The 24,267-nt window shown below is 60.4% G+C and carries 23 protein-coding genes; 2 read left to right on the top strand and 21 right to left on the bottom strand.

Going from position 1 to position 24,267, the window contains the following annotated elements; genetic code table 11:
* Positions 1 to 21: 21 nt before the first annotated feature.
* The gene (locus ASE94_RS09260; RefSeq protein WP_062630177.1) at positions 22 to 1,002 is read left to right on the top strand and encodes a hypothetical protein; all 981 of its coding nucleotides are present in this window, start codon (positions 22 to 24) and stop codon (positions 1,000 to 1,002) included.
* A 30-nt stretch (positions 1,003 to 1,032) separates the two neighbouring features.
* On the opposite strand, the gene ASE94_RS09255 is transcribed toward ASE94_RS09260, so the two are convergent.
* From ASE94_RS09255 to proS, 3 genes are all read right to left on the bottom strand, one after another.
* On the bottom strand, positions 1,033 to 1,719 hold the full coding sequence (locus ASE94_RS09255; RefSeq protein WP_062630176.1) for an ABC transporter ATP-binding protein: 687 nt from the start codon (positions 1,717 to 1,719) through the stop codon (positions 1,033 to 1,035).
* Complete coding sequence (locus tag ASE94_RS09250; protein WP_062630175.1) at positions 1,712 to 3,022, bottom strand: ABC transporter permease; 1,311 nt, start codon at positions 3,020 to 3,022, stop codon at positions 1,712 to 1,714. Before ASE94_RS09250 ends, ASE94_RS09255 begins: the two co-directional genes overlap by 8 nt.
* 62 nt (positions 3,023 to 3,084) lie before the next feature.
* Positions 3,085 to 4,434, bottom strand: coding sequence for a proline--tRNA ligase (proS, locus tag ASE94_RS09245; RefSeq protein ID WP_062630174.1), 1,350 nt, complete (start codon positions 4,432 to 4,434; stop codon positions 3,085 to 3,087).
* Positions 4,435 to 4,830: 396 nt separating this feature from the next.
* On the opposite strand from proS, the gene ASE94_RS09240 reads away from it, so the two are divergent.
* Positions 4,831 to 5,154 (top strand): MmcQ/YjbR family DNA-binding protein, encoded by a 324-nt coding sequence (locus ASE94_RS09240; protein ID WP_062630173.1) that lies wholly within the window; start codon positions 4,831 to 4,833, stop codon positions 5,152 to 5,154.
* Positions 5,155 to 5,171: 17 nt separating this feature from the next.
* On the opposite strand, the gene ASE94_RS09235 is transcribed toward ASE94_RS09240, so the two are convergent.
* The 18 genes from ASE94_RS09235 to ASE94_RS09150 form a co-directional block, all read right to left on the bottom strand.
* A complete protein-coding gene (locus ASE94_RS09235) occupies positions 5,172 to 5,648 on the bottom strand; it encodes a hypothetical protein (RefSeq protein ID WP_062630172.1) in 477 nt (158 codons plus the stop codon).
* A 35-nt stretch (positions 5,649 to 5,683) separates the two neighbouring features.
* Positions 5,684 to 5,935: a DUF1467 family protein gene (locus ASE94_RS09230; RefSeq protein ID WP_062630171.1), complete on the bottom strand. Its 252-nt coding sequence runs from the start codon at positions 5,933 to 5,935 to the stop codon at positions 5,684 to 5,686.
* Between the two features lie 4 nt (positions 5,936 to 5,939).
* Entirely contained in the window at positions 5,940 to 7,613 is a 1,674-nt protein-coding gene (locus tag ASE94_RS09225) for a ribonuclease J (protein WP_062630170.1), read from the bottom strand.
* Between the two features lie 71 nt (positions 7,614 to 7,684).
* Positions 7,685 to 8,515 (bottom strand): biotin--[acetyl-CoA-carboxylase] ligase, encoded by an 831-nt coding sequence (locus ASE94_RS09220; protein WP_062630169.1) that lies wholly within the window; start codon positions 8,513 to 8,515, stop codon positions 7,685 to 7,687.
* On the bottom strand, positions 8,516 to 9,961 hold the full coding sequence (gene nuoN / locus ASE94_RS09215; protein WP_082461132.1) for an NADH-quinone oxidoreductase subunit NuoN: 1,446 nt from the start codon (positions 9,959 to 9,961) through the stop codon (positions 8,516 to 8,518).
* Positions 9,962 to 9,970: 9 nt separating this feature from the next.
* Positions 9,971 to 11,554, bottom strand: coding sequence for an NADH-quinone oxidoreductase subunit M (locus tag ASE94_RS09210; RefSeq protein ID WP_062630167.1), 1,584 nt, complete (start codon positions 11,552 to 11,554; stop codon positions 9,971 to 9,973).
* Complete coding sequence (nuoL, locus tag ASE94_RS09205) at positions 11,554 to 13,680, bottom strand: NADH-quinone oxidoreductase subunit L (protein WP_062630166.1); 2,127 nt, start codon at positions 13,678 to 13,680, stop codon at positions 11,554 to 11,556. Before nuoL ends, ASE94_RS09210 begins: the two co-directional genes overlap by 1 nt.
* 11 nt (positions 13,681 to 13,691) lie before the next feature.
* Positions 13,692 to 14,000, bottom strand: a complete 309-nt coding sequence (nuoK, locus tag ASE94_RS09200; RefSeq protein ID WP_061907447.1) for an NADH-quinone oxidoreductase subunit NuoK — start codon at positions 13,998 to 14,000, stop codon at positions 13,692 to 13,694.
* 16 nt (positions 14,001 to 14,016) lie between these two features.
* On the bottom strand, positions 14,017 to 14,625 hold the full coding sequence (locus tag ASE94_RS09195; RefSeq protein WP_062630165.1) for an NADH-quinone oxidoreductase subunit J: 609 nt from the start codon (positions 14,623 to 14,625) through the stop codon (positions 14,017 to 14,019).
* Between the two features lie 11 nt (positions 14,626 to 14,636).
* Entirely contained in the window at positions 14,637 to 15,125 is a 489-nt protein-coding gene (nuoI, locus tag ASE94_RS09190; protein ID WP_062630164.1) for an NADH-quinone oxidoreductase subunit NuoI, read from the bottom strand.
* Positions 15,125 to 16,222, bottom strand: a complete 1,098-nt coding sequence (gene nuoH, locus ASE94_RS09185) for an NADH-quinone oxidoreductase subunit NuoH (protein WP_061907392.1) — start codon at positions 16,220 to 16,222, stop codon at positions 15,125 to 15,127. Before nuoH ends, nuoI begins: the two co-directional genes overlap by 1 nt.
* Positions 16,223 to 16,231: 9 nt before the next feature.
* Positions 16,232 to 18,334: an NADH-quinone oxidoreductase subunit NuoG gene (nuoG, locus tag ASE94_RS09180; RefSeq protein WP_062630163.1), complete on the bottom strand. Its 2,103-nt coding sequence runs from the start codon at positions 18,332 to 18,334 to the stop codon at positions 16,232 to 16,234.
* Positions 18,335 to 18,338: 4 nt separating this feature from the next.
* Positions 18,339 to 19,646: an NADH-quinone oxidoreductase subunit NuoF gene (gene nuoF / locus ASE94_RS09175; protein ID WP_061907390.1), complete on the bottom strand. Its 1,308-nt coding sequence runs from the start codon at positions 19,644 to 19,646 to the stop codon at positions 18,339 to 18,341.
* Positions 19,646 to 20,992 carry an NADH-quinone oxidoreductase subunit NuoE gene (gene nuoE / locus ASE94_RS09170; protein WP_062630162.1) on the bottom strand — a complete coding sequence of 449 codons (1,347 nt, stop codon included), beginning with the start codon at positions 20,990 to 20,992 and terminating at the stop codon, positions 19,646 to 19,648. The genes nuoF and nuoE overlap by 1 nt, the downstream gene beginning before the upstream one ends.
* Entirely contained in the window at positions 20,992 to 22,182 is a 1,191-nt protein-coding gene (locus ASE94_RS09165) for an NADH-quinone oxidoreductase subunit D (RefSeq protein ID WP_061907388.1), read from the bottom strand. Before ASE94_RS09165 ends, nuoE begins: the two co-directional genes overlap by 1 nt.
* Entirely contained in the window at positions 22,182 to 22,820 is a 639-nt protein-coding gene (locus ASE94_RS09160; protein ID WP_061907387.1) for an NADH-quinone oxidoreductase subunit C, read from the bottom strand. Before ASE94_RS09160 ends, ASE94_RS09165 begins: the two co-directional genes overlap by 1 nt.
* Positions 22,821 to 22,829: 9 nt before the next feature.
* Positions 22,830 to 23,411, bottom strand: coding sequence for an NADH-quinone oxidoreductase subunit B (locus ASE94_RS09155; protein ID WP_061907386.1), 582 nt, complete (start codon positions 23,409 to 23,411; stop codon positions 22,830 to 22,832).
* A complete protein-coding gene (locus ASE94_RS09150; RefSeq protein ID WP_061907385.1) occupies positions 23,402 to 23,767 on the bottom strand; it encodes an NADH-quinone oxidoreductase subunit A in 366 nt (121 codons plus the stop codon). Before ASE94_RS09150 ends, ASE94_RS09155 begins: the two co-directional genes overlap by 10 nt.
* Positions 23,768 to 24,267 lie beyond the last annotated feature (500 nt).

The raw sequence follows: 24,267 nt of genomic DNA, 5'->3' as shown, positions 1-24,267 counted from the left end.
CGCATCCATGGCCCGAACCACATGCTGCCTGTTTTTCGCCTGATCGCCTGCGCCTTTCTCGGCTTTGCCAGCCTGTCACTGAGCGCGGCGCCAACAGTCATCGCGCAAGACAGTGTTGAGATCCCACCCCTGCCCCGGCCGCGGCCTGATCCGGACTCCCTGCCCAGTGCGCCTGCTCCTGCGGCGGATGGCGCAAATAGTGCTACCGATGCCATTTCAGCAATCACCGATGCGCCGCAACCGGTGACCCTGACGGCGCGTATCACGCAGGAAGGCGCAGCCGTGCCAGAGGGTGTGATCTGGCGCGTCTATGACAGTGTGCCCGATGCGCAAGGCAATATGACGCTAGTGGCAAAATCGGAGCAGGCGACCGCCAAACTCGATCTGCCGCCAGGGGAATATGTAGTGCATGCCGCTTATGGCCGCGCACAGCTAAGCGAATCGCTGTCGGTCGTGCCCGGCAACAATGAGAAGGTCGTCGATCTCGAGGCCGGAGCGCTGAGGCTCAACTCCGCCGTGACCGGCGACATTCCAATTCCGCCGACCGAATTGAAGTTCGACATCTTCACCGCCGGCGACGAAGCGAGCCGCGTGTTGATTGCCGAAGGCTTGCCGCCAAACGATATCGTTACGCTCAACGCGGGGACCTATCACATCGTCTCGCATTTCGGGGACATCAACGCCGTGGTGCGCGCGGACTTGCGCGTCGAAGCCGGCGAGTTGACCGACGCAACGCTCTATCATCACGCCAGCGAAGTCTCGTTCAAGCTCGTCTCTGAAGAAGGCGGCGAGGCTATCGCCGACGTCGAGTGGACTGTGAACACGGCCGATGGCGCGACGGTGTTTACCGATCGCGGCGCGTTCCCGAGCACGGTGCTTGCCGAAGGCGACTATGTCGTTTTGGCCAAGCAGGGCGAGAAGGTCTACAATCGGGATGTGCAGGTGGTCTCGGGCGGCTCGCGCGAGATCGAAGTTTTGACGAGCGTCTATCAGGGCGGTTAGCCCCGATAGCCCGATGCGCTGGCGACGCTATTACAGCGTGTGCGGGATGACCTTGCCATCCTTGATGGTCACGATGCGATCGGCGCGGCGCGCCAGATCGTAGTTGTGCGTGGCGATCAGCGCGGCAGCACCTTCGGTGCGGATAAGGCCCTTGAGGGCTTCGAACACGACATCGCTGGTGGTGGGATCGAGATTGCCCGTGGGCTCATCGGCGAGGATGACGCGTGGATGATTGGCGGCGGCGCGGGCTATGGCAACGCGCTGTTGTTCGCCGCCGGAGAGTTCGGCTGGGCGATGGGTGGCGCGTGGGCCGACGCCGAGAAGTTCGAGCAGTTCCATTGAACGCACGCTGGCCTCGGCGGGTGTCTTGCCGGCAATCAGTTGCGGCATCGAGACGTTTTCGAGCGCGCTGAATTCGGGCAGCAGATGGTGAAATTGGTAAACATAGCCCACGGTGTTGCGGCGGAGCTGCGTGCGGCCGCGATCGTTGAGCTGGCTTGTCTTGTTGCCGACGATCTCGACTTCGCCCGACTGCGGGCTTTCGAGCAGTCCGCAGAGGTGCAGCAATGTCGACTTGCCAGCGCCAGACGGCGCGACAAGGGCGACGAGCTCGCCGCTTTCGACGATAAGATCAGCCGCATCGAGGACGCGGATCTGGGTAGCGCCCTCACCGTAGTGATGGTGCACACCCGAAAGGCGCAGGAACGAATTACTCATAACGCAGCGCCTCGACAGGATCGTATTGGGCGGCTCGCCAGGCGGGATAGAGCGTGGCGAGGAAGCTGAGGCCGAGGGCCATGACGACGACAACAGTGACTTCGGTCGGGTCGGTCTTGCTGGGGAGCGAGGAGAGGAAGAAGACTTCCGGCGGAAAAAGCGTAACCCCGAGCAGATTGGAAATCGAGGAGCGCAGCGCTTCGGCATTGGCGGCGACGATCAGGCCGAGCACGAGGCCGGAGAGCGTGCCGACGACGCCAATGGTGGTGCCGGTGATCGAGAAGATGCGCATGATGGCGCCGCGCGTGGCGCCCATTGTGCGGAGCACAGCAATGTCCTTGCTCTTGTCCTTCACCAGCATGACGAGGCTTGAAATGATGTTGAAGGCAGCCACGAGCACGATCATCGAGAGAATGGTGAACATCACGACCCGTTCGACCTGGAGAGCCGAGAAGAAAGTCTCGTTGCGCTGCTGCCAATCGTTGAGCAGCAAAGGCCGGAGACCGGGCGTCGCGGCGATGCGTTCGCGCATGACGGAGACATTGTCGGGATCGTCGATGAAGATTTCCGCGCCGCTCGCGCGATAGATTCGCTCGTAGGCGGCGTCGATTTCCTCGTCGGACGCCATAGGGTCGAGCGGGCCCTGGCCGGCCTTGAGGACATCGTCGTAAAGCTTGAAATAGTCCTGCGCCGTTTGCAGCGGCATGAACATGAAGAGACTATCAAATTCGACCATGCCGAGATTGAAAATGGTGCGAACCGGATAGGATTTGATCTGCGGGGTCGAGCCAAAGGGCGTCATGGCGCCGCTATCGGGGTTGATGATCTGGACCTGATCGCCAAGGCCGACGCCGAGCGTCTGGGCCAAGCGGTAGCCGATGGCGACGCCATCGTTCTGGTCCCAAGAATCAAAACCGCCCTGCTCCGCCGAATTGTAGAGCAGCGTCAGCTTCTTGAGGTTTTCTTCGTCCATGCCGCGCACGGATACGCCGGTCGAGCCGCCGCGGCCGGAGGCGAGCACTTGGCCCTCGGCGTAATAGACGGCGAACTTGACGCCATTGACAGTCTGGAGAGCGTCGACGGTTTCCTTGTAATCGGTGAACTGGCTCTCGATGGGATAGGCGGTGAAATGCCCATTCAGCCCAAGGATTTTGTCGAGAAGCTCGCCACGAAAGCCGTTCATCACCGACATGACGACGATAAGCGTCGCGACGCCAATGGCCACGCCAACCATGGTGAGGCTGGCGATGACCGAAATGAAGGCTTCCTTGCGCCGGGCGCGCAAATAGCGCGCAGCAATCATCCATTCAAACCGGGAGAACGGCCGGGTGGACCGGCCCGCCGGGGCTTGCTGCGCTGAGGTGGTCAAATGTCGTTCATCCGCTGGGGTTCGATCAGGCCCTTGAGACGCTCGACCGCATTGGCGAGCGGCAGCGTCTCGCGCTCGCCAGTCTTGCGATGTTTGATTTCAACTTCGCCCGATTTAAGGCCGCGGGGCCCGAGGATGAGCTGATAAGGAATGCCGACGAGATCGGCTGTGGCAAACTTGGAGCCGGCGGGTTGATCGCGATCATCATAGAGCATGTCGAGACCGGCCGCAGTCAGCTCGGCATAGAGCTTGTCGCAGGCTGCATCGGTGTCGGCATCGCCGGCCTTGAGATTGATCAGCACGGCTTCGAAGGGCGCGACGGAAACCGGCCAGACAATGCCGTTTTCATCGTGGCTGGCTTCGATAATGGCGGGCACGACACGGGTCAGGCCGATGCCGTAGGAGCCCATGTGGACAATGGTTTCCTTGCCGTCATTGCCGGTGACAGAGGCCTTCATCGGCTCGGAATATTTCGTGCCGAAATAGAAGATGTGGCCGACTTCGATGCCGCGAGCCGAGACGCGCTTGTCTTCCGGGACCGAGGCTTCGTATTCGGCGTGATCGACCATTTCCTCGGTGGCGGCGTAGAGCGACGTCCAATCGTTGAAGATCGGCTTCAAATCGCCGCGGAAATCGACATCCTGGCCGGGGATGGGCTTATCGAGGAGATCGCGATGGCAGAAGACCTGGCTTTCGCCGGTTTCGGCCAGAATGATCCACTCGTGACTCAAGTCGCCGCCGATCGGGCCGGTATCGGCGCGCATCGGAATGGCGGTCAGGCCCATGCGGGCATAGGTGCGCAGGTAAGCGACGAACATGCGCTCGTAGGCGGCAACGGCGCGGTCCTTGTCGAGATCGAAAGAATAGGCGTCCTTCATCAGGAACTCGCGGCTACGCATGGTGCCGAAACGGGGACGCACCTCGTCGCGGAACTTCCACTGGATGTGGTAGAGGTTCAGCGGCAAGTCCTTATAGGACTTCACATAAGTGCGGAAAATGTCGGTGACCATTTCCTCATTGGTCGGGCCATAGAGGAATTCGCGCTCGTGGCGATCTTCGATGCGCAGCATTTCCTTGCCGTAGGCATCGTAACGGCCCGATTCGCGCCAAAGATCAGCGGACTGGATCGTGGGCATCAAAAGTTCGATCGCGCCGGAGCGGTTCTGCTCCTCCTCGATGATCTTCTGGACCTTCATCAGCACCTTGTAGCCCAGCGGCAGCCAGGAATAGAGGCCGGAGGCCTGCTGGCGGATCATGCCGGCACGCAGCATCAGCCGGTGCGAGACGATCTCGGCTTCCTTGGGCACATCGCGCAGCACCGGCAGAAAATAGCGGGAAAGGCGCATGGGAACTCCGAAATTGGTGGCTAAAGCGCGTCACGCCCTATCGGGCTCGCTCCTCCGCTTTAGCTTCTTGTTTTACGCATGTCTTCGTCCTGAAACCGGTAACCACTTTCAGGAGACATGCCTAGGACTCAAGGCTTTTGTTGATGCCCACTCAGATCGTAACCGTCCATACGATTCAAGCATGCTTGCTATGCAGAATCTACGTGACAGACAGAAAATCTGTTGTTAGGTTCCCGTCACAATAAAGCCAAGGCGGTTCAACCGCTAACGATCGACAACGTCAAGGGAGGAGCCTTGGCCGCACGCTGAACAGCGAGCCTAAGACCAAGGTATTGTCGATTTAACTTATAAGAGCGGGGCCTTGTGCCCTGCTTTTTTATTTTGGATCATAGGCTTATGGTCAATGCTGCACATTTTACGCGAATGGTGCTTGCCCTGGCCGAGGTCACAAGCGTGCCGCATTTCGATCGCACGGCTTTCAAGGTAAAGCGGATTTTTGCGACACTGGCGGCCGATGGCAGAAGCGTCAATTTGAAGCTGACGCCGGATGAGCAGGCGTTCAAATGTCAGCTCGCGCCGGACGTGTTTCGGCCCATCGACAATGGCTGGGGGCGGCAGGGCTGGACGGTGATGGATTTGGCGGCGGCGACTGAGGCGGATGTGCAGGCGGGGTTGGAGATGGCCTACGCACATGCGGTGGGGCCGGCGAAGAAGCGATGAGGGTTTAAGTCTACGCTTCAGGGGCAGTTTTCGAGGATAGGGCCGACGGATGGGGACGCGTTGTCGCCGGCAAGGACCCACTGCTCATCCCGGTAGGTGACGACCATTTCCTTGCCCTTGGCGATGGCATGGGCGATCTGGCGGACTTCCGGGTGGTCGCTTTCCGAGACGTCGAGCACGCGTTCGGTGTCGAGGTCGACGACTTCTGCCATCAGATCATCGAAGGCGACGTTGCCGAAGCGGACGGCGATCGGCGCATCCGGCATGGAGTGTTTTTGCTTTTCGAGCGGAATGCCGGTGAAGACGGAAAAGAGCAGCGCGCCTTCGCGGAATTCGTCGCAGATCAGCTGCACTTCGATCGTGTCGGTTTCATCGACTTGCGAGGCGATGAAGAGAAAGCCCTGATCGTCGCTTTCGTCGTCGACCTGCCAGACTGCGAAGGCTGGACTGACCATGGCCACGGTGGCGGCGATGGCCAGGACTGTCTTGCGCATGGCGGGAGCTCCCTTTTGGGGTGTCGCAGACTGGGCTAGCGGTTCCAATAGGCCATCAGCGTTTCGTTGGTCAGCGCCCAGAGCAGGAGGGCGGTGAAGACCACGGCGAGACCCGTGGCCATCAGCACTTTGCGCATGAGGCGCGGCGCGACAGGGGAGCCGGGATCGGCGCCGGGCACCAGCGCCTCGCCGGTTTCGTGATGGCTGTGGGAACCAATCGGCAGCACGGCGACGAAGCAGAGCCACCAAACGACGAAGAAAACGGCGGCGATCGATCCCCACTGCATGGCGCTAGACCTTATGAACGAAGACGTTGACGTTGGGCTTGCGGCCCCAGAACGCGTTTACCTCGTTGCGGATGGATTTGAACAGGGCGGAGCTGAACACATCGGGGTCAGAGCGGCGCTTGGGCGGCAGGCTCTTGATGGTGCCGGCGACGGTTTCCTCGATGAGCTCGACGAGCGATTCATCTTCGGTTTCCGGCAGGCCTTCGACCACATAATCGGGGCCGGAGACGACATGACCCGATGAATTGACCGCGAGGCTGACGATGACCATGCCGCCGAAGGACAGGCGGCGGCGGCCCTTTACTCCCGATTCCTCGGGCGTGCAGAGGACGAGACCATCGAGATAGAGTTCGCCGGTGCGCACTTCGGCGGGATAGGCCATGGGCTCGGGGAAGAGCCGGACCATATCGCCATTGCGCGCTTCGCAGACATTGGGAATGCCGGATTCGCGACCAAGCTTGGCATGGGCCTGAAGGTGCATGGCTTCGCCGTGGACGGGGACTAGCACCTGCGGCTTGAGCCAGGAATAGAGGCGCTGCAGTTCGCCGCGGCGGGGGTGGCCGGTGACGTGGACCAGGCCATCATTGGCGGTGATGACCTCGACGCCTTTGTCGATCAGGAGGTTCTGGATATCGATGACTTCGCGCTCGTTGCCAGGAATGGCCCAGGACGAGAAAATCATGCGGTCGCCGGCGTTGAGATCGATTACCGGGTGCTCGCCACGCGCGATGCGGGCGATGGCGGCGCGGGCTTCGCCCTGGCTGCCGGTGCAGATCAAGACGCACTTGTCGCGGGCGATCGTCTTATAGGCATCCTGATCGTGGAGGACCGGCAGGCCTTCGAGCATGCCAATTTCGCGGGCGATGCCCATGATGCGGTGGAGCGAGCGGCCGGAGAGAACGACCTGGCGGCCGGCTTTATGCGCGGCGCGGACGATCGAGACGACCCGGCCGACATTGGAGGCAAAGGTGGTGACAGCGACGCGATGGGGCGCATCGGCGATGAGCTTGGCGAGGTTGTCAGCGACCTCGGCTTCGCTCGGGCTTTCGCCCTCCTTCATGGCATTGGTCGAATCGCAGACGAGCGCCAGGGGTGTGCTGGTATCGGCGCCGATGGCCTCGAAGCGGGCGACGTCGGTGGGCGCACTGACGACCGGGGTCGGGTCGAGCTTCCAGTCGCCGGTGTGGAGGACGCGGCCGACTGGAGTGGAAATGAGGAGGCTGTTCGATTCTGGGATCGAGTGGGCGACGTTGATCGCCTCGATGGTGAAGGGGCCGATCTCGAACGGCTTGCCGGGACGCATGATGCGGACATCGACGTTTTCGACGATGCCGTCCCCTGCCCGCTTGGCAGCCAGCATGGCGGCGGTGAAGGGCGTCGCGTAGACCGGGCGCTCGAAGACGGGCCAGAGATCGAGCACGGCGCCGTAGTGGTCTTCGTGGCTGTGGGTGAGGATCAGCGCCAGAACGTCATCGGCGTGTTCCTCGAGAAACTCGGGATTGGCCATGATGAGTTCGATGCCCGGCAGATCCGGCCCACCGAAGCTGACGCCGCAATCGACGACAATCCACTTGCGCGAATGTTCGGGGCCGAAGCCATAGGCCCCCATATTCATGCCGATCTCGCCGACGCCGCCAAGCGGCACAAAGACGAGTTCATCCCGTTGGTTCTTTGCCATGGGTCTTTTCTTTCTTTTTGCGCACGGCGCCTGGCGATCTTTGGTCGCTGGTCGTCGCGCAGATGTTGTGGTCAGCTTCGGGCGCTGGCCGTTGCCCCAAAATGTACATCGCCCGCCGTGATCACGATCCGCGCGCCATCATCGTCGCGCATGACCAGACGACCGGAGGAGTCGACTGTTTCGAAAATGCCGCGCCTGACGACGCCGTCCTGCTGGACGGCAACCGGGGCGCCGATGCCGGCGGCAGAACCGCGCCAGCGCTCGAGAATGTCGCTGACGCCTCGTCCGTCCTGCCAGAGCGAGAAAGCCTCTACCCAAGCATCGGCAAGGGCGGCGAAAACTTCTTCTGCGCTCCGCTCGTAGCCGAGTTCGCGAAGGCTGGTAGCGGGATAAGGCAAACCGGTGGGTGCGGCAACCACATTGACGCCGATGCCGATGACGATGGCGTTGCGGCCATCCGGGGTCTTGGCCATTTCGAGGAGGATACCGGAGACCTTGGCACCATCGGCCAGGACGTCATTGGGCCACTTGAGTGCCACCCTGCCCCGGCCATCGAGCGCATCCGCGCCATCGATGCCGATGCGTACGGCACCCTGCGGCAGAATTCGGGCAAAGGCCGTCTGCATGGCGACGCCGGCAACAAAGCCAAGGGTGGCGAGAGCGTTGGGTTCGGCGTCGGGAATAATGAGAAGACTGGTGGCCAGATTGCCTGGCGTACTTTCCCAGGCACGACCACGACGGCCGCGGCCGGCGGTCTGGTGCAGGGCCGCAAACCAGATTCCGCCCGGGTCACCCGCGCCGGCCGCCGCGAGCGCTTCGACATTGGTCGATCCGATTTCATCGTATCCGGCCAGACGGTAGCCCGCTGAACGGGCTACCGGGCCAAGTGCGAAATCCGCCACCTAGAACAGGCTTCCGGCGGCGATATGAGCCCAATTGGTGAGGGCACTGCCGACCGTGAAGTAATAAGTCACGATCAGGAAGGCGCTGACGGCGATGATGATGTTGAGTTCGTTGGGCACCGCGGCGAAGGTCGACTTGGGCTCATCGAAGTACATGGTCTTGACGACGCGCAGATAATAGAAGGCGCTGACTGCCGAAGCGAGCATGCCGATGACGGCAAGCACGAAGAGGCGCGCTTCGATGGCGGCAAGGAAAACCTGCCACTTGGCGAAGAACCCGGCGAGCGGCGGCAGGCCGATCAGCGAGAACATAATGATCGCCATGATCGCGGCCACGAAGGGACGCGTCTGTGCGGCGCCAGCCAGATCGTCAATGGTTTCGACATAGCCGTTTTCAGTGCGCAGCGAGAGAATGCAGGCAAATAGGCCGGCCGTCATGGTGACATAGATCGCCATATAGATGGCGACGCCTTCGACGCCCACCTGCGTGCCCGACGAAAGACCGACGAGGGCGAAGCCGACGTGACCGATCGAGGAATAGGCGATGAGGCGCTTGATCGACTTCTGGCCGATCGCAGCGAACGCTGCGAGGACCATGGAAGCGATCGAGAGGAAGATCACAACCTGCTGCCAATCACCCGTAATCGGCTGGAAGGTGTCCATGACGAGACGGATCATCAACGACATGGCGGCAACCTTGGGCGCCATGGCGAAGAAGGCGGTAACAGGAGTTGGTGCGCCTTCATAAACGTCTGGCGTCCACATGTGGAACGGAACTGCAGAAATCTTGAAAGCAACGCCCGTAAGAAGGAAGACCATGCCGAAGATCAGGCCAACGGAACGGCCTTCCATGGCGATAGCCGAGACGATTTCCTGCAGGTTGGTATGGCCGGTAAAGCCATAGACCATGGAGGCGCCATAAAGCAGCAAGCCCGAGGACAGCGCGCCAAGTACGAAATATTTCAGGCCCGCTTCGGTGGCACGCGGATCATCGCGCTTGATGGCGGCCATCACGTACAGCGCAAGGGACTGCAGTTCGAGGCCGACATAGAGGCTCATCAGGTCATTGGCCGAGACCATGACCATCATGCCGAGCGTCGCGAGAACCGCGAGGATCGAATATTCGAACTTGTGGAGGCCGTTCTCGAAATCATTCGGCATGGCCAGAATGAGCGAGAGCGCGGCGCCGCCAAGAACGAGCAGCTTCATATAGCGCGCGAAGGCATCGGCGATGAAGACGCCGTTGAACAGCACACCATCTGCCGGATTGAGCACGGCGGTGAGGCCAGCGGCAGCAATGAGCAGCACGGCGAGCCAGGAGATGAGAGCCGACTTTTCCTTGTTGATGACGACGCCAATGACCAAAAGGACAAGGGCGCCGACTGCCATCAGCAATTCGGGATAGGCAGGCGCAATGCTCGCGAAATCAGTAACGTCAGAGTTCACGGTGCTCTCCTAGTGCGCAGCAGGCTCAGCCGCATGCTCTGCGGCTGGAGCGGCCTCGCCCGTGGGCGCGGCATATTCGAGGGGTGCCCTTGCATCGGCAAGAGAAACGGCGGGGTCGAGACCAACCGAAGTTGCGTAATGCGACACCAGATTGTTGACCGAGGCGGCCGTCGTATCGAGGATCGGCGAGGGATAGAAACCGAACACGATGATCAGGACGATCAGGGGATAGAGCACGATCTTTTCGCGCAGGCTCAGATCGAGAATGCCCTTGAGCGATTCCTTGGTGAGCGCACCGAAAACGACGCGGCGATAGAGCCAGAGGGCATAACCCGCCGAGAAGATGACGCCGAAGGCAGCACCGAATGCGACCCAGGTATTGACCTGGAAGACACCCATCATCGTCAGGAATTCACCGACGAAGCCGGAGGTGCCCGGGAGACCGACATTGGCCATGGTGAAGACCATGAAGGCAAAGGCATAGCGCGGCATACGCTCGACGAGACCACCATAGGTCTCGATATCGCGGGTGTGCATGCGATCATAGATGACACCGACGGCCAGGAAGAGCGCGCCGGAGACGAGACCGTGCGAGATCATCTGGAACATGGCGCCCTGGATACCCAGCGCATTACCCGCAAAGATGCCCATGGTCACGAAGCCCATATGCGCCACCGACGAATAAGCGATGAGCTTCTTGATATCGGTCTGCACCAGCGCCACCAGCGAGGTGATTATGATGGCAGCGACGGACAGAATAAACACGAAGTTCGAGAGCTGTGCCGAAGCATCGGGGAACATGGGGAGGCTGAAGCGCAGGAAGCCGTAGCCGCCAAGCTTGAGAAGGATCGCTGCAAGGATGACGGAACCGGCGGTTGGTGCCTCAACGTGCGCTTCCGGCAACCAGCGGTGGAACGGCCACATGGGCATCTTGACCGCGAGCGAGGCGAAGAAGGCCAGCCAGAGCCAGATCTGCATGCTTTCCGGGAACTGGTGCGTCAGGAGACGCGAAATGTCGGTGGTGCCGGCATTCCAATACATGGCCATGATGGCAAGGAGCATCAGGACCGAACCGGTGAAGGTGTAGAAGAAGAACTTGTAACTCGCCTGGATGCGGCGCTTGCCGCCCCAGATACCGATGATGAGGAACATCGGCAGCAGCGTGCCTTCGAAGAAGACGTAGAACATGGCCAGATCGAGCGTGGTGAAAACGCCGATCATGAGGACTTCCAGGATTAGGAAGACGACCATGTATTCCTTGACGCGCTTGTCGATGGCTTCCCAGCTCGCCAGCACGCAGAAGGGCATGAGGAGAGCCGAAAGCACGACGAAGAGCACGGAAATGCCGTCGACGCCGACGCGGTAGCCAATGCTTTCGCCCAGCCAGTCATAATTGACGACGAACTGGAAACCCGGATTGGACGGATCGAAGGCGGACCACATCCAGAGTGACAGCGCGAGGGTGACGACAGTCGTCACTAGCGCTGTCCAGCGGATGGCGTTGAGCGCCGTCTTGGGGGTGACCAGGATCAGTGCCGCTCCGACGAGCGGCAGATAAGTCAGGATCGTGAGGATAGTGTTATCGAAGGTCATCAGATCAGTCCCCCGGCCGTAATGGCCCAGGTCAGAAGCGCCGCGATGCCGATCAGCATGGCGAAGGCATAGTGATAGAGGTAGCCGGACTGGAGCTTGACGACCCAGGAGGTGACATCCTGAACGCGACGGCCGAGGCCTTCGGCAATCTTGCCATCGACCAGCCAATCATCAAAACCATGCCAGATGGCGCGGCCGATCCAGAGCGCGGGGCGCACGAAGATCGTGTTGTAGAGCTCGTCGAAGTACCACTTGTTCAAGAGGAACTGGTAGAGGCCAGGATTGGTGGCCGCCAGCTTCCCGGGCACGTCGGGGCGCTTGATATACATGTACCAGGCGGCGACGAAGCCGATGATCATGGAAATCGTGGCGCTCCACTTCACCCAAAGCGGAACATGGTGCGCAGCTTCGATGATCTCGTGATCGACAAAGATCGAGCCAGCGAAGAAGTGCTCGATATGTTCGACCTCATGGAAGAACATGCCGTAGAAGACGACACCGGCCAAGACCGCACCGGCTGCCAGCACATATAGCGGCACCAGCATGACGTTGGGCGATTCATGGGCGTGGTCATAGGCCGAACCATGGTGATGCGCATCGTCATGCGACACCGCAGCATGGACATGATCGTCGAGATTGCTGTCGTCGATCGGCTCATGGTGGGTTTCGGCATCGGCATGCGCAGGGTCCGGATGGGCGGTGTGGCTATGCTGCGCATCGCGCGGTGAGCCGTGGAAGGTCAGGTGGACTAGGCGCCAGGAATAGAAGCTCGTGAAGAGAGCCGCGATGACGAGGAGCCAGAAGGCCATGCTGCCGACGTTACCGCCGTAAGCGTAGGCGCTTTCGATGATCGAATCCTTGGAGAAGAAGCCGGCAAAACCGAGGCTGGTGCCCGGGATGCCGACGCCGGTCAGGGCCAGCGTGCCGATCATCATCATGGCATAGGTAATCGGGATCTTCTTCCGCAGGCCACCCATGTTCCGCATATCCTGCTCATGGTGCATGGCATGGATGACCGAGCCGGCGCCTAAGAACAGAAGGGCCTTGAAAAAGGCGTGGGTGAAGAGGTGGAACACGCCGGCCGAATAGGCACCGGTGCCGAGGGCGACGAACATGTAGCCGAGCTGCGAACAGGTCGAATAGGCGATGACGCGCTTGATGTCGTTCTGGACGAGACCGACGGTGGCCGCAAAGAAGGCCGTGATGGCGCCGATGACGATGACGACGGTCAGGGCGAACTGCGAGAGTTCGAACAGCGGCGACAGACGGGCGACCATGAAGACGCCGGCGGTGACCATGGTTGCAGCGTGAATGAGCGCCGAAACCGGGGTCGGGCCCTCCATGGCGTCCGGGAGCCAGGTGTGCAGCAGGAACTGCGCCGACTTACCCATCGCACCCATGAAGAGCAGCAGGCAGATCACGGTCATCGCATCGACGTTCCAATTGAGGAAGCGGATGACGGGGAGACCGGTGGTGGCGAACTGATCGGCGGCGGAGAAGGCGCCATCGAAATCGATGTGGCCGAGCACCATGAAGGCGCCAAAGATGCCGAGCGCGAAGCCGAAGTCACCGACGCGGTTGACGATGAAGGCCTTCATGGCGGCAGCGGTTGCCGACGGGCGCGTGTACCAGAAGCCGATGAGGAGGTAGGACGCGAGGCCCACGCCTTCCCAGCCGAAGAACATCTGGAGGAAGTTGTCGGCCGTCACCAGCATGAGCATGGCGAAGGTGAAGAGCGAGAGATAGGCGAAGAAGCGCGAGCGGTGCGGATCTTCGTTCATGTAGCCGATGGAATAAAGGTGAACGAGGGCCGAAACGGTGTTCACGACCACCAGCATGATGGCGGTGAGCGTATCGACGCGCAGCGTCCAGCGCAGATCCATGTCACCGACCTGGATCCAGCGCATGACCTCGACCTTGAGGACCGCGGCATGACCATCACCCACGGCGCCGACGAGACCATCGCCAAAGGCGACGGGTATGAAGACGACCCAGCTTAGAACCGCTGCGATGAGCAACAGGCCCGTGGTGATGAATTCGCTCGGCCTATGGCCAATCGAGCGGCCGAGGAAGCCGGCTATAAGCGCCCCAATGAGGGGCAGAAAGACAATCGCCTGTATGATCATAGCGCCCAGCCTCAGCCCTTCATCATATTGGCGTCTTCAACCGCGATGGATCCACGGTTGCGATAGAAGATAACGAGGATCGCGAGGCCGATCGCGGCCTCTGCAGCAGCCACGGTGAGGATGAGGAGCGCAAAAATCTGCCCCTGCAAGTCACCGCGTTCGGCGCTGAATGCGACCATGTTGAGATTGACCGCAAGCAGGATCAGTTCGACCGACATCAGGATGACGATCACGTTCTTACGGTTAAGAAAGATTCCGAACACGCCAAGCGTGAGCAGAATGGCTGCCACGGTCAGGTAATGACCGAGCCCGATTTCCAAGCCCATGATTAAACCCCTAAAGTCCCTGACCGCTCTTCACTTTGACAATCTTCAGCGTCTCACTGGCCTGGCGGGCCACCTGATCCACCGGGTTCTGACGCTTGGCCGTCGACCGATGACGCAGGGTCAGCACGATGGCGCCGATCATTGCGACCAGCAGCACGGCGCCTGCCCCCTGGAACAGGAAGACGTAGCGCGTATAGAGCACGAGCCCGAGCTGCCGCGTATTGTCCATGTCGACATTGATCGGGAGACCAGTCGACCCACTGACCTCAGGCGAAATCACGAAGCTGCCGGCAACGAGCAGAAGCTCGAGCAACAGGACAACGCCGACCAGAATGCCGATGGGCGCATATTGCAACATGCCCGACTTCAATTCGGCAAAATCGACGTCAAGCATCATGACGACGAAGAGGAAGAGCACCGCCACGGCGCCGACATAAACGACGATCAGGATCAGCGCCAGAAACTCGGCGCCAGCCAGCATGAATAGGCCAGCGGCGTTGACGAAGGCGAGGATCAGGAACAGCACGGCGTGAACCGGGTTGCGCGATGAAATCACCATGAAGGCGGAAGCGATCGCCACGATGGAGAAGAGGTAAAAGAAGAATAGTGGAAGCGTCATCTTCTTCCCCCTCAGCGATACGGCGCGTCGGCTGCAAGGTTGGATGCGATTTCACGCTCCCAACGATCGCCATTGCTGAGGAGCTTTTCCTTGGAGAAGTACAGCTCTTCGCGCGTTTCGGTTGCAAATTCGAAGTTCGGGCCTTCGACGATGGCATCGACCGGGCAGGCTTCCTGGCAGAAGCCGCAATAGATGCACTTCACCATGTCGATGTCGTAGCGCACGGTGCGGCGAGTGCCATCGTTCTGGCGCGGGCCGGCTTCGATGGTGATGGCCTGGGCCGGGCAAATAGCTTCGCAGAGCTTACAGGCAATGCAACGCTCCTCGCCATTGGGATAGCGCCGCAGGGCATGCTCACCGCGGAAACGCGGCGACACCGCACCCTTTTCGAAGGGATAGTTGATCGTCGGCTTGGGCGAGAAGAAGTAGCGCATGGCCAGGAAGAAGGCCGTGACGAACTCCTTCATGATCAGCGTATTGATGAACTGGCTGGCGCGCATCAGGCGATCCCTCCGTGCCAACCCCAGCCCGTGAGCTTGAGAACGAAGGCAACAATCACGACCATCACGAGCGAGAGCGGCAGGAAGAGCTTCCAACCGATCCGCATGAGCTGGTCATAGCGGTAACGGGGCACGATGGACTTGGCCATCGCGAACATAAAGAACACAAGCGTGAGCTTGATGAAGAACCAGATCGCGCCGGGAATCCAGGTGAATGGCGGCAGATCGATCGGCGAGGCCCAGCCACCCATGAAGAGGATCACCGTCATGCCGCACATCAGCAGGATCGAGATGTACTCGCCCAGCATGAAGAGCATGTAGGGGGTGGCCGAATATTCGGTCATGAAGCCGGCGACGAGTTCGGATTCGCCTTCGGCAAGATCGAAGGGCGGGCGGTTGGTTTCGGCGAGGGCCGAAATGTAGAACACCACGAACATCGGGAAGAGCGGCAGCCAGAACCAGTTGAGGAACGACAGCCACGGAACGCCAAGCGTATGGGCAAGGCCCATCTGGGTCTGGGCGACGACGATGTCATTAAGGTTCAGCGAGCCGACGCAGAGCAGCACGGTGATGATGACGAGGCCGATCGAGACTTCGTAGGACACCATCTGGGCGGCAGCGCGGAGCGAGCCGAAGAAGGGGTATTTCGAGTTGGACGCCCAACCGCCGATGATGACGCCATAAACGCCGAGCGAGGAAATACCGAGCAGATAGAGAATGCCGATATTGATGTTCGCCATCGCCCAGCCATTGTCGATCGGGACAACCGCCCAACCGCCGAGCGCCAGAGTGGCGGTCAGCAGCGGCGCGAGGAGGAACAGCGCCTTATCGGCACCTGCCGGGATGATCGGCTCCTTGAAGACGAACTTGAGCAAATCCGCGAAGGACTGCAGCAGGCCGAAAGGACCGACGACGTTCGGACCGCGGCGCATCTGGACTGCAGCCCAGACCTTACGGTCGGCAAGAAGGATGAAGGCGGTGAAGACCAGCAACACCACGAGGAGCAACAGAGCCTTATAGATAAAACCGATCTGCACGCCCCAACCGAGGAAGGGGATGCCGAGCAGATAGTCGAGGGCCGAAGTGACGAAATCCATTGGGGTCCCCTACTCCGCGGCCTGCCGCAAACCGGCAGCAAGCGCGGCGCATTCGCCCATGACGGCCGAAGCGCGTGCAATGGGATTGGTCAGATAGAAATCGGACACGGCCGAACCGAACGGAGCCGACTTGGTCTTGATCGAAGCCTTGGCGAGCTTGCCGAGATCGGCAAGCTTAGCCGGCGTGATCTCATCGACTCGCGCCAGATGTGGAAACTCGGCATAAAGCGCCGAACGCAACTGAGCCAGCGAATTGTATGGCAATGGCTTGCCGATCGAGCCGGAAAGCGCCCGAATGATCGCCCAATCTTCCTTGGCTTCACCCGGCGGGAACACCGCGCGGGCGGTCTGCTGGACGCGACCCTCGGTGTTCACATAAGTGCCGGACTTTTCCGTGTAGGTCGCGCCAGGCAGGATGACGTCGGCGCGGTGTGCACCCTGGTCGCCATGCGAGCCGATATAGACGACGAAGGCTTTGCCCATGGCCGAGAAGTCGTATTCGTCGGCGCCGAGCATGAAGAGCACGTCGAGTTCGCCCTTGCCGGCCAGAGCGATCTGGTCCGCTGAGCAAACGCCGCCATCATGGGGGACGAAGCCGATGTCGAGACCGCCGACGCGGCTGGCAGCATTGTGGAGCAGCGCGAAGCCGTTCCAGCCTTCAGCAACATTGGCACCAGTCGCAAGCTTGGCAGCCGTCGCGATGACGTCGCGACCGACCTGCTTGCCAAGATTGGCATGCGAGACGGCAGCTTCACCAACGATGATCAGCGGGCGCTGCGCATTGGCGAGCGTATTGGCGAACGCACCATTGCCGGCGGCGAGATCTGCGAGGGTTTCGAAGCCTTCGCCGAGATAGTCATAGGAGTAAGTCAGATCGTTGCGTTCGCCGATGACGGCGATCGGGACGTTCTTTGCACGCCAAAGCTTGCGAATGCGGGCGTTGAGCACAGCGGCTTCACGGCGCGGATTGGCGCCAATGATCAGGACGGCGTCGGCTTCCTCAATACCCGCGATGGTGGGGTTGAAGAGGTAAGCCGCGCGGGGCATCGAGGGATCGATACCCGACATGGCCGGACGAACGTCGGTCATGCCCGAGCCGATGGAGGCAAGCAGGCCCTTGAGGGCATACATTTCTTCGACGGCAGACAGATCGCCGGCAATGGCGCCGACCTTGCTGCCAGCCTTCTTAAGGCGGGTGGCAACGGCGCCGAGGGCTTCATCCCAGGTTGTCGCCTGCAGCTTGCCGTTCTTGCGCACATAAGGGCGATCAAGACGCTGGTTCTTGAGACCATCCCAGATGAAGCGGGTCTTGTCCGAGATCCACTCTTCATTGATCGATTCATTGACGCGCGGCAGGACGCGCATAACTTCGCGGCCACGGCTATCGACGCGGATATTGGAGCCGACGGCGTCCATCACGTCGATGGATTCGGTTTTGTTCAATTCCCACGGACGAGCGTGGAACGCATAAGGCTTGGACGTCAGCGCGCCGACCGGGCACAGATCGATCACATTGCCCTGCAGCTCGCTCGACAGCGCGCGTTCGAGATAGGACGTGATCTCGGCATCTTCGCCGCGACCGAGCAGACCCATTTCGGAAATGCCCGCGACTTCCGTGGTGAAGCGGACGCAGCGCGTGCAGTGAATGCAGCGGTTCATCGAGGTCTTGACCAGAGGGCCAAGATATTTGTCTTCAACGGCGCGCTTGTTTTCGAAGAAGCGCGACTTATCTACGCCATAGGCCATGGCCTGATCCTGAAGGTCGCACTCGCCACCCTGATCGCAAATCGGGCAATCGAGCGGGTGGTTGACCAGCAGGAATTCCATCACGCCTTCACGGGCCTTTTTGACCATGGGCGTATTGGTAAACATTTCAGGCGGTTCGCCATTCGGGCCGGGACGGAGGTCCTTGACCGACATGGCGCAAGAGGCCTGGGGCTTTGGCGGACCACCCTTTACTTCGACCAGGCACATGCGGCAATTGCCGGCGACCGACAGGCGATCGTGATAGCAGAAACGCGGGATTTCCGCGCCTGCGGCTTCCGCCGCCTGCATCAGGGTGTAGTAGTCTGGAACTTCGACGAGCGTGCCGTCGACCTTAATGGAAGCCATTGCCCTACTCCGCAGCGATGGACGGAACCGCGCCGTCGCTGGTGGAAGAATATGTATATTGGTCGATACGCGCTTCGATGACGTCGCGGAAATTGCGGATCAGGCCCTGAACCGGCCACGCAGCAGCATCGCCGAGAGCACAGATGGTGTGCCCTTCGATCTGCTTGGTGACCGAGAAGAGCATATCGATCTCGCGCTTCTGGGCGCGGCCTTCGACCATGCGGCCGAGAACGCGCATCATCCAGCCGGTGCCTTCGCGGCACGGCGTGCACTGACCGCAGCTCTCATGCTTGAAGAAAGCCGAGATGCGCCAGATGGCCTTCACGATATCAGTGGACTTATCCATGATGATCATGCCGCCAGTGCCGAAAGACGACTTCTTTTCGCGCAGGCCATCGAAATCCATGATGGTATCCATCATGTCTTCGGCACGGACCACAGGGCACGAGGCGCCGCCGGGAATGACCGCGAGGAAATTATCCCAGCCGCCGCGGATACCGCCGCAATGCTTTTCGATGATTTCCTTGAAGCTTTCGCCTAGGGCTTCCTCGAAGGTCGCGGGCTTGTTCACGTGGCCCGAGACCATGAACAGCTTGGTGCCGACATTGTTCGGACGGCCGATCGAGGAGAACCAGGCGCCGGAACGGCGGAGGATTTCGGGAACGACGGCGATCGATTCGACATTGTTGACAGTCGTCGGGTTGCCATAGACACCCATGCCGGCCGGGAATGGCGGCTTGAGGCGCGGCTGGCCCTTCTTGCCTTCGAGCGATTCCATCAGCGCGGTTTCTTCCCCGCAGATATAAGCGCCGGCGCCGTGATGGACGATGATGTCCAAATCCCAGCCGTGGACATTGTCCTTGCCGATCAGCTTGGCGTCGTAGGCTTCCTGTACGGCTTCCTCGAGACGCTGACGTTCGCGGATGAACTCGCCGCGGACATAGATGAAGGCCAGATGCGCATCCATGGCGCGGGACGCCAGAAGGCACCCCTCGATCAGATGATGCGGATCATGACGCAGGATCTCGCGATCCTTGCAGGTGCCGGGCTCGGATTCGTCAGCATTGACGAGGAGATAATGCGGGCGGCCATCGCTGACCTTGGGCATGAAGCTCCACTTGAGGCCAGTCGGGAAACCAGCGCCGCCGCGACCACGCAGGCCCGACGACTTGACTTCGTTGGTAATCCAATCACGGCCGGAATCGATGAATTCCTTGGTGCCGACCCAGGCGCCGCGCGACCGCGCGCCTTCGAGCCGCCAGTCATGCTGGCCATAAAGATTGGTGAAGATACGGTCTTTATCAGCGAGCATTAGCGCGGGTCCTTCCCGAACACCTTGCGATATTCTTCGATGCCGCCACGAGCGAGCACATCGGCCTGCTGCAGCCAGTTATCGCGGGCCACCCGGCCCTTGAAATTGAGGCTCGATTCGAGCTTGGCGATCTCTTCGGGCGTCATGGCAGCCACCTGGCTCCACTTGGTGATGCCCACGGCGTTGAGCTTGCGCTCGAGAACCGGACCGACGCCTGTGATCAGCTTGAGATCGTCTGCAGGGCCTTCGGGAGCCGTGAAGATCGGCTGCGGATTGCCGCCATCAGCGCTGGGGCTCAGGCCTTCGGCGGGAGCGGCAACGACCTTCTTGGCGGATTTCTTGACGCCAGTCGCCGCGGCGCCGTTTTCGGCGGCTTCGACAGTCGCCTTGCCCGGAGCCTTGCCGCCATCGATCTTGCCGGCATCGGATTCGGCGCCGGTGGCACCGGAGCGCATTTCAGCGTTTGGCGTACCATCAGCCTTGGAGGCTGCACCGGCGGCCTTGCGCTCGCCTTCGGCCTTGGCCTCGGAGACCTTGGCTTCGCTCGGCGTGCCCTTCAGGGCCGGCGCATTTTCTTCACTCACGTCCTTTGGACGGGCAGCATTGTCAGGCTCTGCTGTCTTTGCAACGGCTGGTGCTGCAGCAGCCGCAGGCGCAGGGGCCGCAGCAGGAGCTGCTGCAGGCGCTGGTGCCTCAGGCGGGGTGGGCGGAATGAACTTTTCTCGGGTTGCCGTAGGCATTTCGAGGAGGGTCGACTGACCACCTTCGGCGGCAGCGTTCAAACGATCGATCTGCGTGCCCGGCTTGATGCTCGCGCCGTTGCCAGCATGGAAGGCATCGATGATTTCTTCGAGCCGGTTGGCCGTCAGGTCTTCATAGGTGTCGTGGTAGATGGTGACCATCGGAGCGTTGACGCAAGCGCCGGCGCATTCGACTTCTTCCCACGAGAGCGTGCCATCATCGTTGAGATGATGCGGATCGTGGTGGATCTTGCTTTTGCAGACCTCGATCAACTCCCCTGCCCCGCGCAACATGCACGGGGTGGTGCCGCAGACCTGAACGTGGGCACGGGTGCCGACGGGCTGAAGCTGGAACTGGGTATAAAAGGTCGCGACTTCGAGCACACGAATATAGGCCATGCCGAGCATCTCGGCGACCTTTTCGATGGTCGCGCGCGTGACCCAGCCGTCCTGATCCTGCGCACGCATGAGCAGCGGAATAACGGCAGACTGCTGACGGCCGGCGGGATAAAGCGCAATGCGCTTTTCGGCCCAGGCGGCGTTAGCATCACTAAAGGCGAAACTTGCCGGCTGAACCGACTCGTCTGCAAGGCGTCTCACGCTCATCAGCGGTCAACCTCTCCGAACACAATATCAATCGACCCCAAAATAGCGGTCACGTCTGCGAGCATGTGCCCGCGGCAAAGCCAATCCATGGCGCTCAAATGGGCAAAGCCCGGTGCGCGGATGTGGCAGCGATAGGGCTTGTTGGTGCCATCGGCGACGAGATAGACGCCGAACTCGCCCTTGGGCGCTTCGACGGCGGCATAGATCTCGCCGGCCGGGACTTTATAGCCTTCGGTGTAGAGCTTGAAGTGATGGATCAAGGCTTCCATCGACTGCTTCATCTCGCCACGCTTTGGGGGCACGACCTTACCGTCGACCGAAGACACGGGTCCCTTGCCTTCCGGCGCGTTCAGCTTCTGAACGCACTGCTTCATGATCTTGTTGGCCTGCCGCATTTCTTCCATGCGGACGAGGTAACGATCGTAGCAGTCGCCATTGGCGCCGGTCGGGATATCGAAATCCATTTCGGCATAGGCGTCATAAGGCTGCGCCTTGCGCAGGTCCCACGCAGCACCGGAAGCGCGAACCATGACGCCCGAGAAGCCCCTACCCCACGCTTCTTCGAGCGGGACGATGCCGATATCGACGCCGCGCTGCTTGAAGATGCGGTTTTCGGTCAGAAGCGTATCGATGTCGTCGAGGGCTTTCGGGAACTCTTCGCAGAAGCTCTCGATATCATCGACCAGCGCCTGCGGCAGATCCTGATGGACCCCACCGGGACGGAAATAGGCAGCGTGCATACGGGCGCCTGACGCGCGCTCATAGAAGACCATGAGCTTTTCGCGCTGCTCGAAGCCCCAAAGTGGCGGCGTGAGCGCGCCGATATCCATCGCCTGCGTGGTCACGTTCATCAGGTGCGCAAGCAGGCGGCCGATTTCGGCGTAAAGCACGCGGATCAACTGCCCGCGACGTGGCACTTCGACACCGAGCATGCGCTCGACGGCTAGGGCAAAGGCATGCTCCTGGTTCATCGGCGCGACATAGTCGAGGCGATCGAAATAGGGCAGCGCTTGGAGGTAGGTCTTGTATTCGATCAGCTTTTCAGTGCCGCGGTGAAGAAGGCCGATATGCGGATCAACGCGCTCGACGAGTTCACCGTCGAGTTCGAGAATCATGCGCAGCACGCCGTGGGCCGAGGGGTGGACCGGGCCGAAATTGATCGTGAAATTGCGAACGTCGACTTCGGACATCAGTTCTTAGCCTTCTCGTCACCGGGCAGCACGTAATCCGTACCTTCCCAGGGTGACAGATAATCGAATGAGCGGAATTCCTGCGGGAGGGATACCGGCTCATAGACGACGCGGCGGCGCTCTTCGTCATAGCGCACCTCCACAAAGCCAGTCAGCGGGAAGTCCTTGCGCAAGGGATGACCATCGAAACCGTAGTCGGTCAGGATGCGACGCAGATCGGGGTGACCCGAGAACAGCACGCCATAAAGGTCATAGGTTTCGCGCTCAAACCAATCAGCGCCTGGAAACACGCCGAAGATCGAAGGAACCGGCGTCGAATCATTGGTCTCGACCTTCACCCGAACACGCTGGTTCAGGTGCGGGCTCAGGAAGTGATAGATGACGTCGAAGCGGAATTCGCGGGCCGGATAATCCGTACCGCACACATCAACGAACGAGATAAAGCGGCACTTCGGATCATTGCGCAGGAACGTCACGACCTCGACGATCGACTCGCGCTTGGCGCTGATCGAAAGATCGCCGTAACCGACTTCAAAGCCCAGTACGGCCTCACCCAGCGACGCAGTAATGTGCTCACCCAAAGCAACCAGTGGATGGACCTGAACGACGGGCTCAACAGTTTCAACAGTATCGGTCATCGCCTGGGCCTATCGCTCGATCGTGCCATCGCGGCGGATCTTCTTCTGCAACAGCAAGATGCCGTAAAGAAGCGCTTCCGCCGTGGGAGGGCAGCCAGGGACATAGACGTCTACGGGCAGGATGCGATCGCAGCCACGCACCACCGAATAGGAATAGTGGTAATAGCCGCCGCCATTGGCGCATGAGCCCATCGAGATGACATAACGCGGCTCGGGCATCTGGTCGTAGACCTTGCGCAGAGCGGGCGCCATCTTGTTGGTCAGCGTGCCAGCAACGATCAGAACGTCGGACTGACGCGGCGAAGCGCGCGGCGCAGTACCAAAGCGCTCAATGTCATAGCGCGGCATGGACATCTGCATCATTTCCACGGCGCAGCAGGCAAGTCCAGTCTGCATCCACATCAGCGAGCCGGTACGCGCCCAGGTGATGAGCTGCGCCGCGGTCGTGACGAGAAAGCCCTTGTCGGCCAGCTCGTTGTTTACGCCCATGAAGAACGGATCGTCTGCGCCCACGGCCTTGCCGGTATTTGGGTCGATCGCGCCAGTGGGACGAGGAGTCACCAGTGTCGCGTTGGAGGGGCTCAATCCCATTCCAGAGCTCCTTTGCGCCATTCATAAATAAAGCCGACGGTCAGCACGCCAAGGAAAGCCATGACCGACCAGAAGCCAAACCAGCCCACGTCATGGAACGCCACTGCCCAGGGGAAGAGGAAAGCCACTTCGAGATCGAAAATAATGAAAAGAATCGACACGAGGTAGAATCGGACGTCGACCTTCATGCGCGCGTCGTCGAAGGCATCGAAACCGGCTTCGAAGGCAGACAGCTTTTCTGGATCAGGACGGCGATGCGCAACGAGCCAAGGGGCAACGAGGAGCGCGCCACCAATGACCGCGGCAAGGCCGATAAAGAGGATGATTGGCAGGTAATTGCTGAGCAAGTCAGTCATGCGGCAGCCTAAGGTTCGGGCCGACGGGAGCCGCCGGCAATGCACGGGGCGAGCAAGCAATTTGGGCGAGCCGACCACCGCGTCTGATTGATGGCTAGGGCTTAGACCTTCCCCAAAACGGTTTCAAGGGAAAGAAAATATGAGCTGAAAGATCATATATCTGAGCCACATGGCTGAGATTGCTTATCGCTCAAAGGAGGTGAGTTTGGGGTAAATTTAGCGCGAGAATAAAAGCAAATAGAACAGTTCCTGTGCCCAAAACAAAAACGGCGAGCTGGAAGCCAGCTCGCCGTCAAAAATCAACTGGCTTGCGCCAGACCGATTCTTAGAAGTGGTAGAAAACGCCGACGGTGGCCTTGGTCGTTTCGAAGAACGAGTCATTGGCACCAGCATTGTTGAAATCGCCCTGGCCGACGACTTCACCGCGAACGGTGATTGCATCGGTCACAGCAACTTCGACGCCGCCGCCGAGCTGGTAGAGGCCAACCGAACCAGCATTG

It is taken from the genome of Devosia sp. Leaf64 (assembly GCF_001421945.1).
Classification (GTDB): domain Bacteria; phylum Pseudomonadota; class Alphaproteobacteria; order Rhizobiales; family Devosiaceae; genus Devosia.
This window is presented reverse-complemented; position numbering and strand designations above follow the sequence as displayed.

What these genes read in the sequence shown, in the direction of transcription:
- proS (WP_062630174.1), bottom strand. Translation starts at nt 4,434, where the DNA reads ATGCGCCTTTCCCGCTATTTTCTGCCGGTGCTGCGCGATGTGCCCAAG.
- ASE94_RS09235 (WP_062630172.1), bottom strand. Translation starts at nt 5,648, where the DNA reads ATGCGCAAGACAGTCCTGGCCATCGCCGCCACCGTGGCCATGGTCAGT.
- ASE94_RS09230 (WP_062630171.1), bottom strand. Translation starts at nt 5,935, where the DNA reads ATGCAGTGGGGATCGATCGCCGCCGTTTTCTTCGTCGTTTGGTGGCTC.
- ASE94_RS09160 (WP_061907387.1), bottom strand. Translation starts at nt 22,820, where the DNA reads ATGACCGATACTGTTGAAACTGTTGAGCCCGTCGTTCAGGTCCATCCA.
- ASE94_RS09260 (WP_062630177.1), top strand. Translation starts at nt 22, where the DNA reads ATGCTGCCTGTTTTTCGCCTGATCGCCTGCGCCTTTCTCGGCTTTGCC.
- nuoE (WP_062630162.1), bottom strand. Translation starts at nt 20,992, where the DNA reads ATGAGCGTGAGACGCCTTGCAGACGAGTCGGTTCAGCCGGCAAGTTTC.
- ASE94_RS09250 (WP_062630175.1), bottom strand. Translation starts at nt 3,022, where the DNA reads ATGATTGCTGCGCGCTATTTGCGCGCCCGGCGCAAGGAAGCCTTCATT.
- nuoH (WP_061907392.1), bottom strand. Translation starts at nt 16,222, where the DNA reads ATGGATTTCGTCACTTCGGCCCTCGACTATCTGCTCGGCATCCCCTTC.
- ASE94_RS09155 (WP_061907386.1), bottom strand. Translation starts at nt 23,411, where the DNA reads ATGGGATTGAGCCCCTCCAACGCGACACTGGTGACTCCTCGTCCCACT.
- nuoG (WP_062630163.1), bottom strand. Translation starts at nt 18,334, where the DNA reads ATGGCTTCCATTAAGGTCGACGGCACGCTCGTCGAAGTTCCAGACTAC.
- ASE94_RS09225 (WP_062630170.1), bottom strand. Translation starts at nt 7,613, where the DNA reads ATGGCAAAGAACCAACGGGATGAACTCGTCTTTGTGCCGCTTGGCGGC.
- nuoF (WP_061907390.1), bottom strand. Translation starts at nt 19,646, where the DNA reads ATGCTCGCTGATAAAGACCGTATCTTCACCAATCTTTATGGCCAGCAT.
- ASE94_RS09165 (WP_061907388.1), bottom strand. Translation starts at nt 22,182, where the DNA reads ATGTCCGAAGTCGACGTTCGCAATTTCACGATCAATTTCGGCCCGGTC.
- ASE94_RS09255 (WP_062630176.1), bottom strand. Translation starts at nt 1,719, where the DNA reads ATGAGTAATTCGTTCCTGCGCCTTTCGGGTGTGCACCATCACTACGGT.
- ASE94_RS09210 (WP_062630167.1), bottom strand. Translation starts at nt 11,554, where the DNA reads ATGACCTTCGATAACACTATCCTCACGATCCTGACTTATCTGCCGCTC.
- nuoI (WP_062630164.1), bottom strand. Translation starts at nt 15,125, where the DNA reads ATGCGCGCCAGCCAGTTCATCAATACGCTGATCATGAAGGAGTTCGTC.
- nuoL (WP_062630166.1), bottom strand. Translation starts at nt 13,680, where the DNA reads ATGATCATACAGGCGATTGTCTTTCTGCCCCTCATTGGGGCGCTTATA.
- ASE94_RS09150 (WP_061907385.1), bottom strand. Translation starts at nt 23,767, where the DNA reads ATGACTGACTTGCTCAGCAATTACCTGCCAATCATCCTCTTTATCGGC.
- ASE94_RS09240 (WP_062630173.1), top strand. Translation starts at nt 4,831, where the DNA reads ATGGTCAATGCTGCACATTTTACGCGAATGGTGCTTGCCCTGGCCGAG.
- ASE94_RS09195 (WP_062630165.1), bottom strand. Translation starts at nt 14,625, where the DNA reads ATGACGCTTCCACTATTCTTCTTTTACCTCTTCTCCATCGTGGCGATC.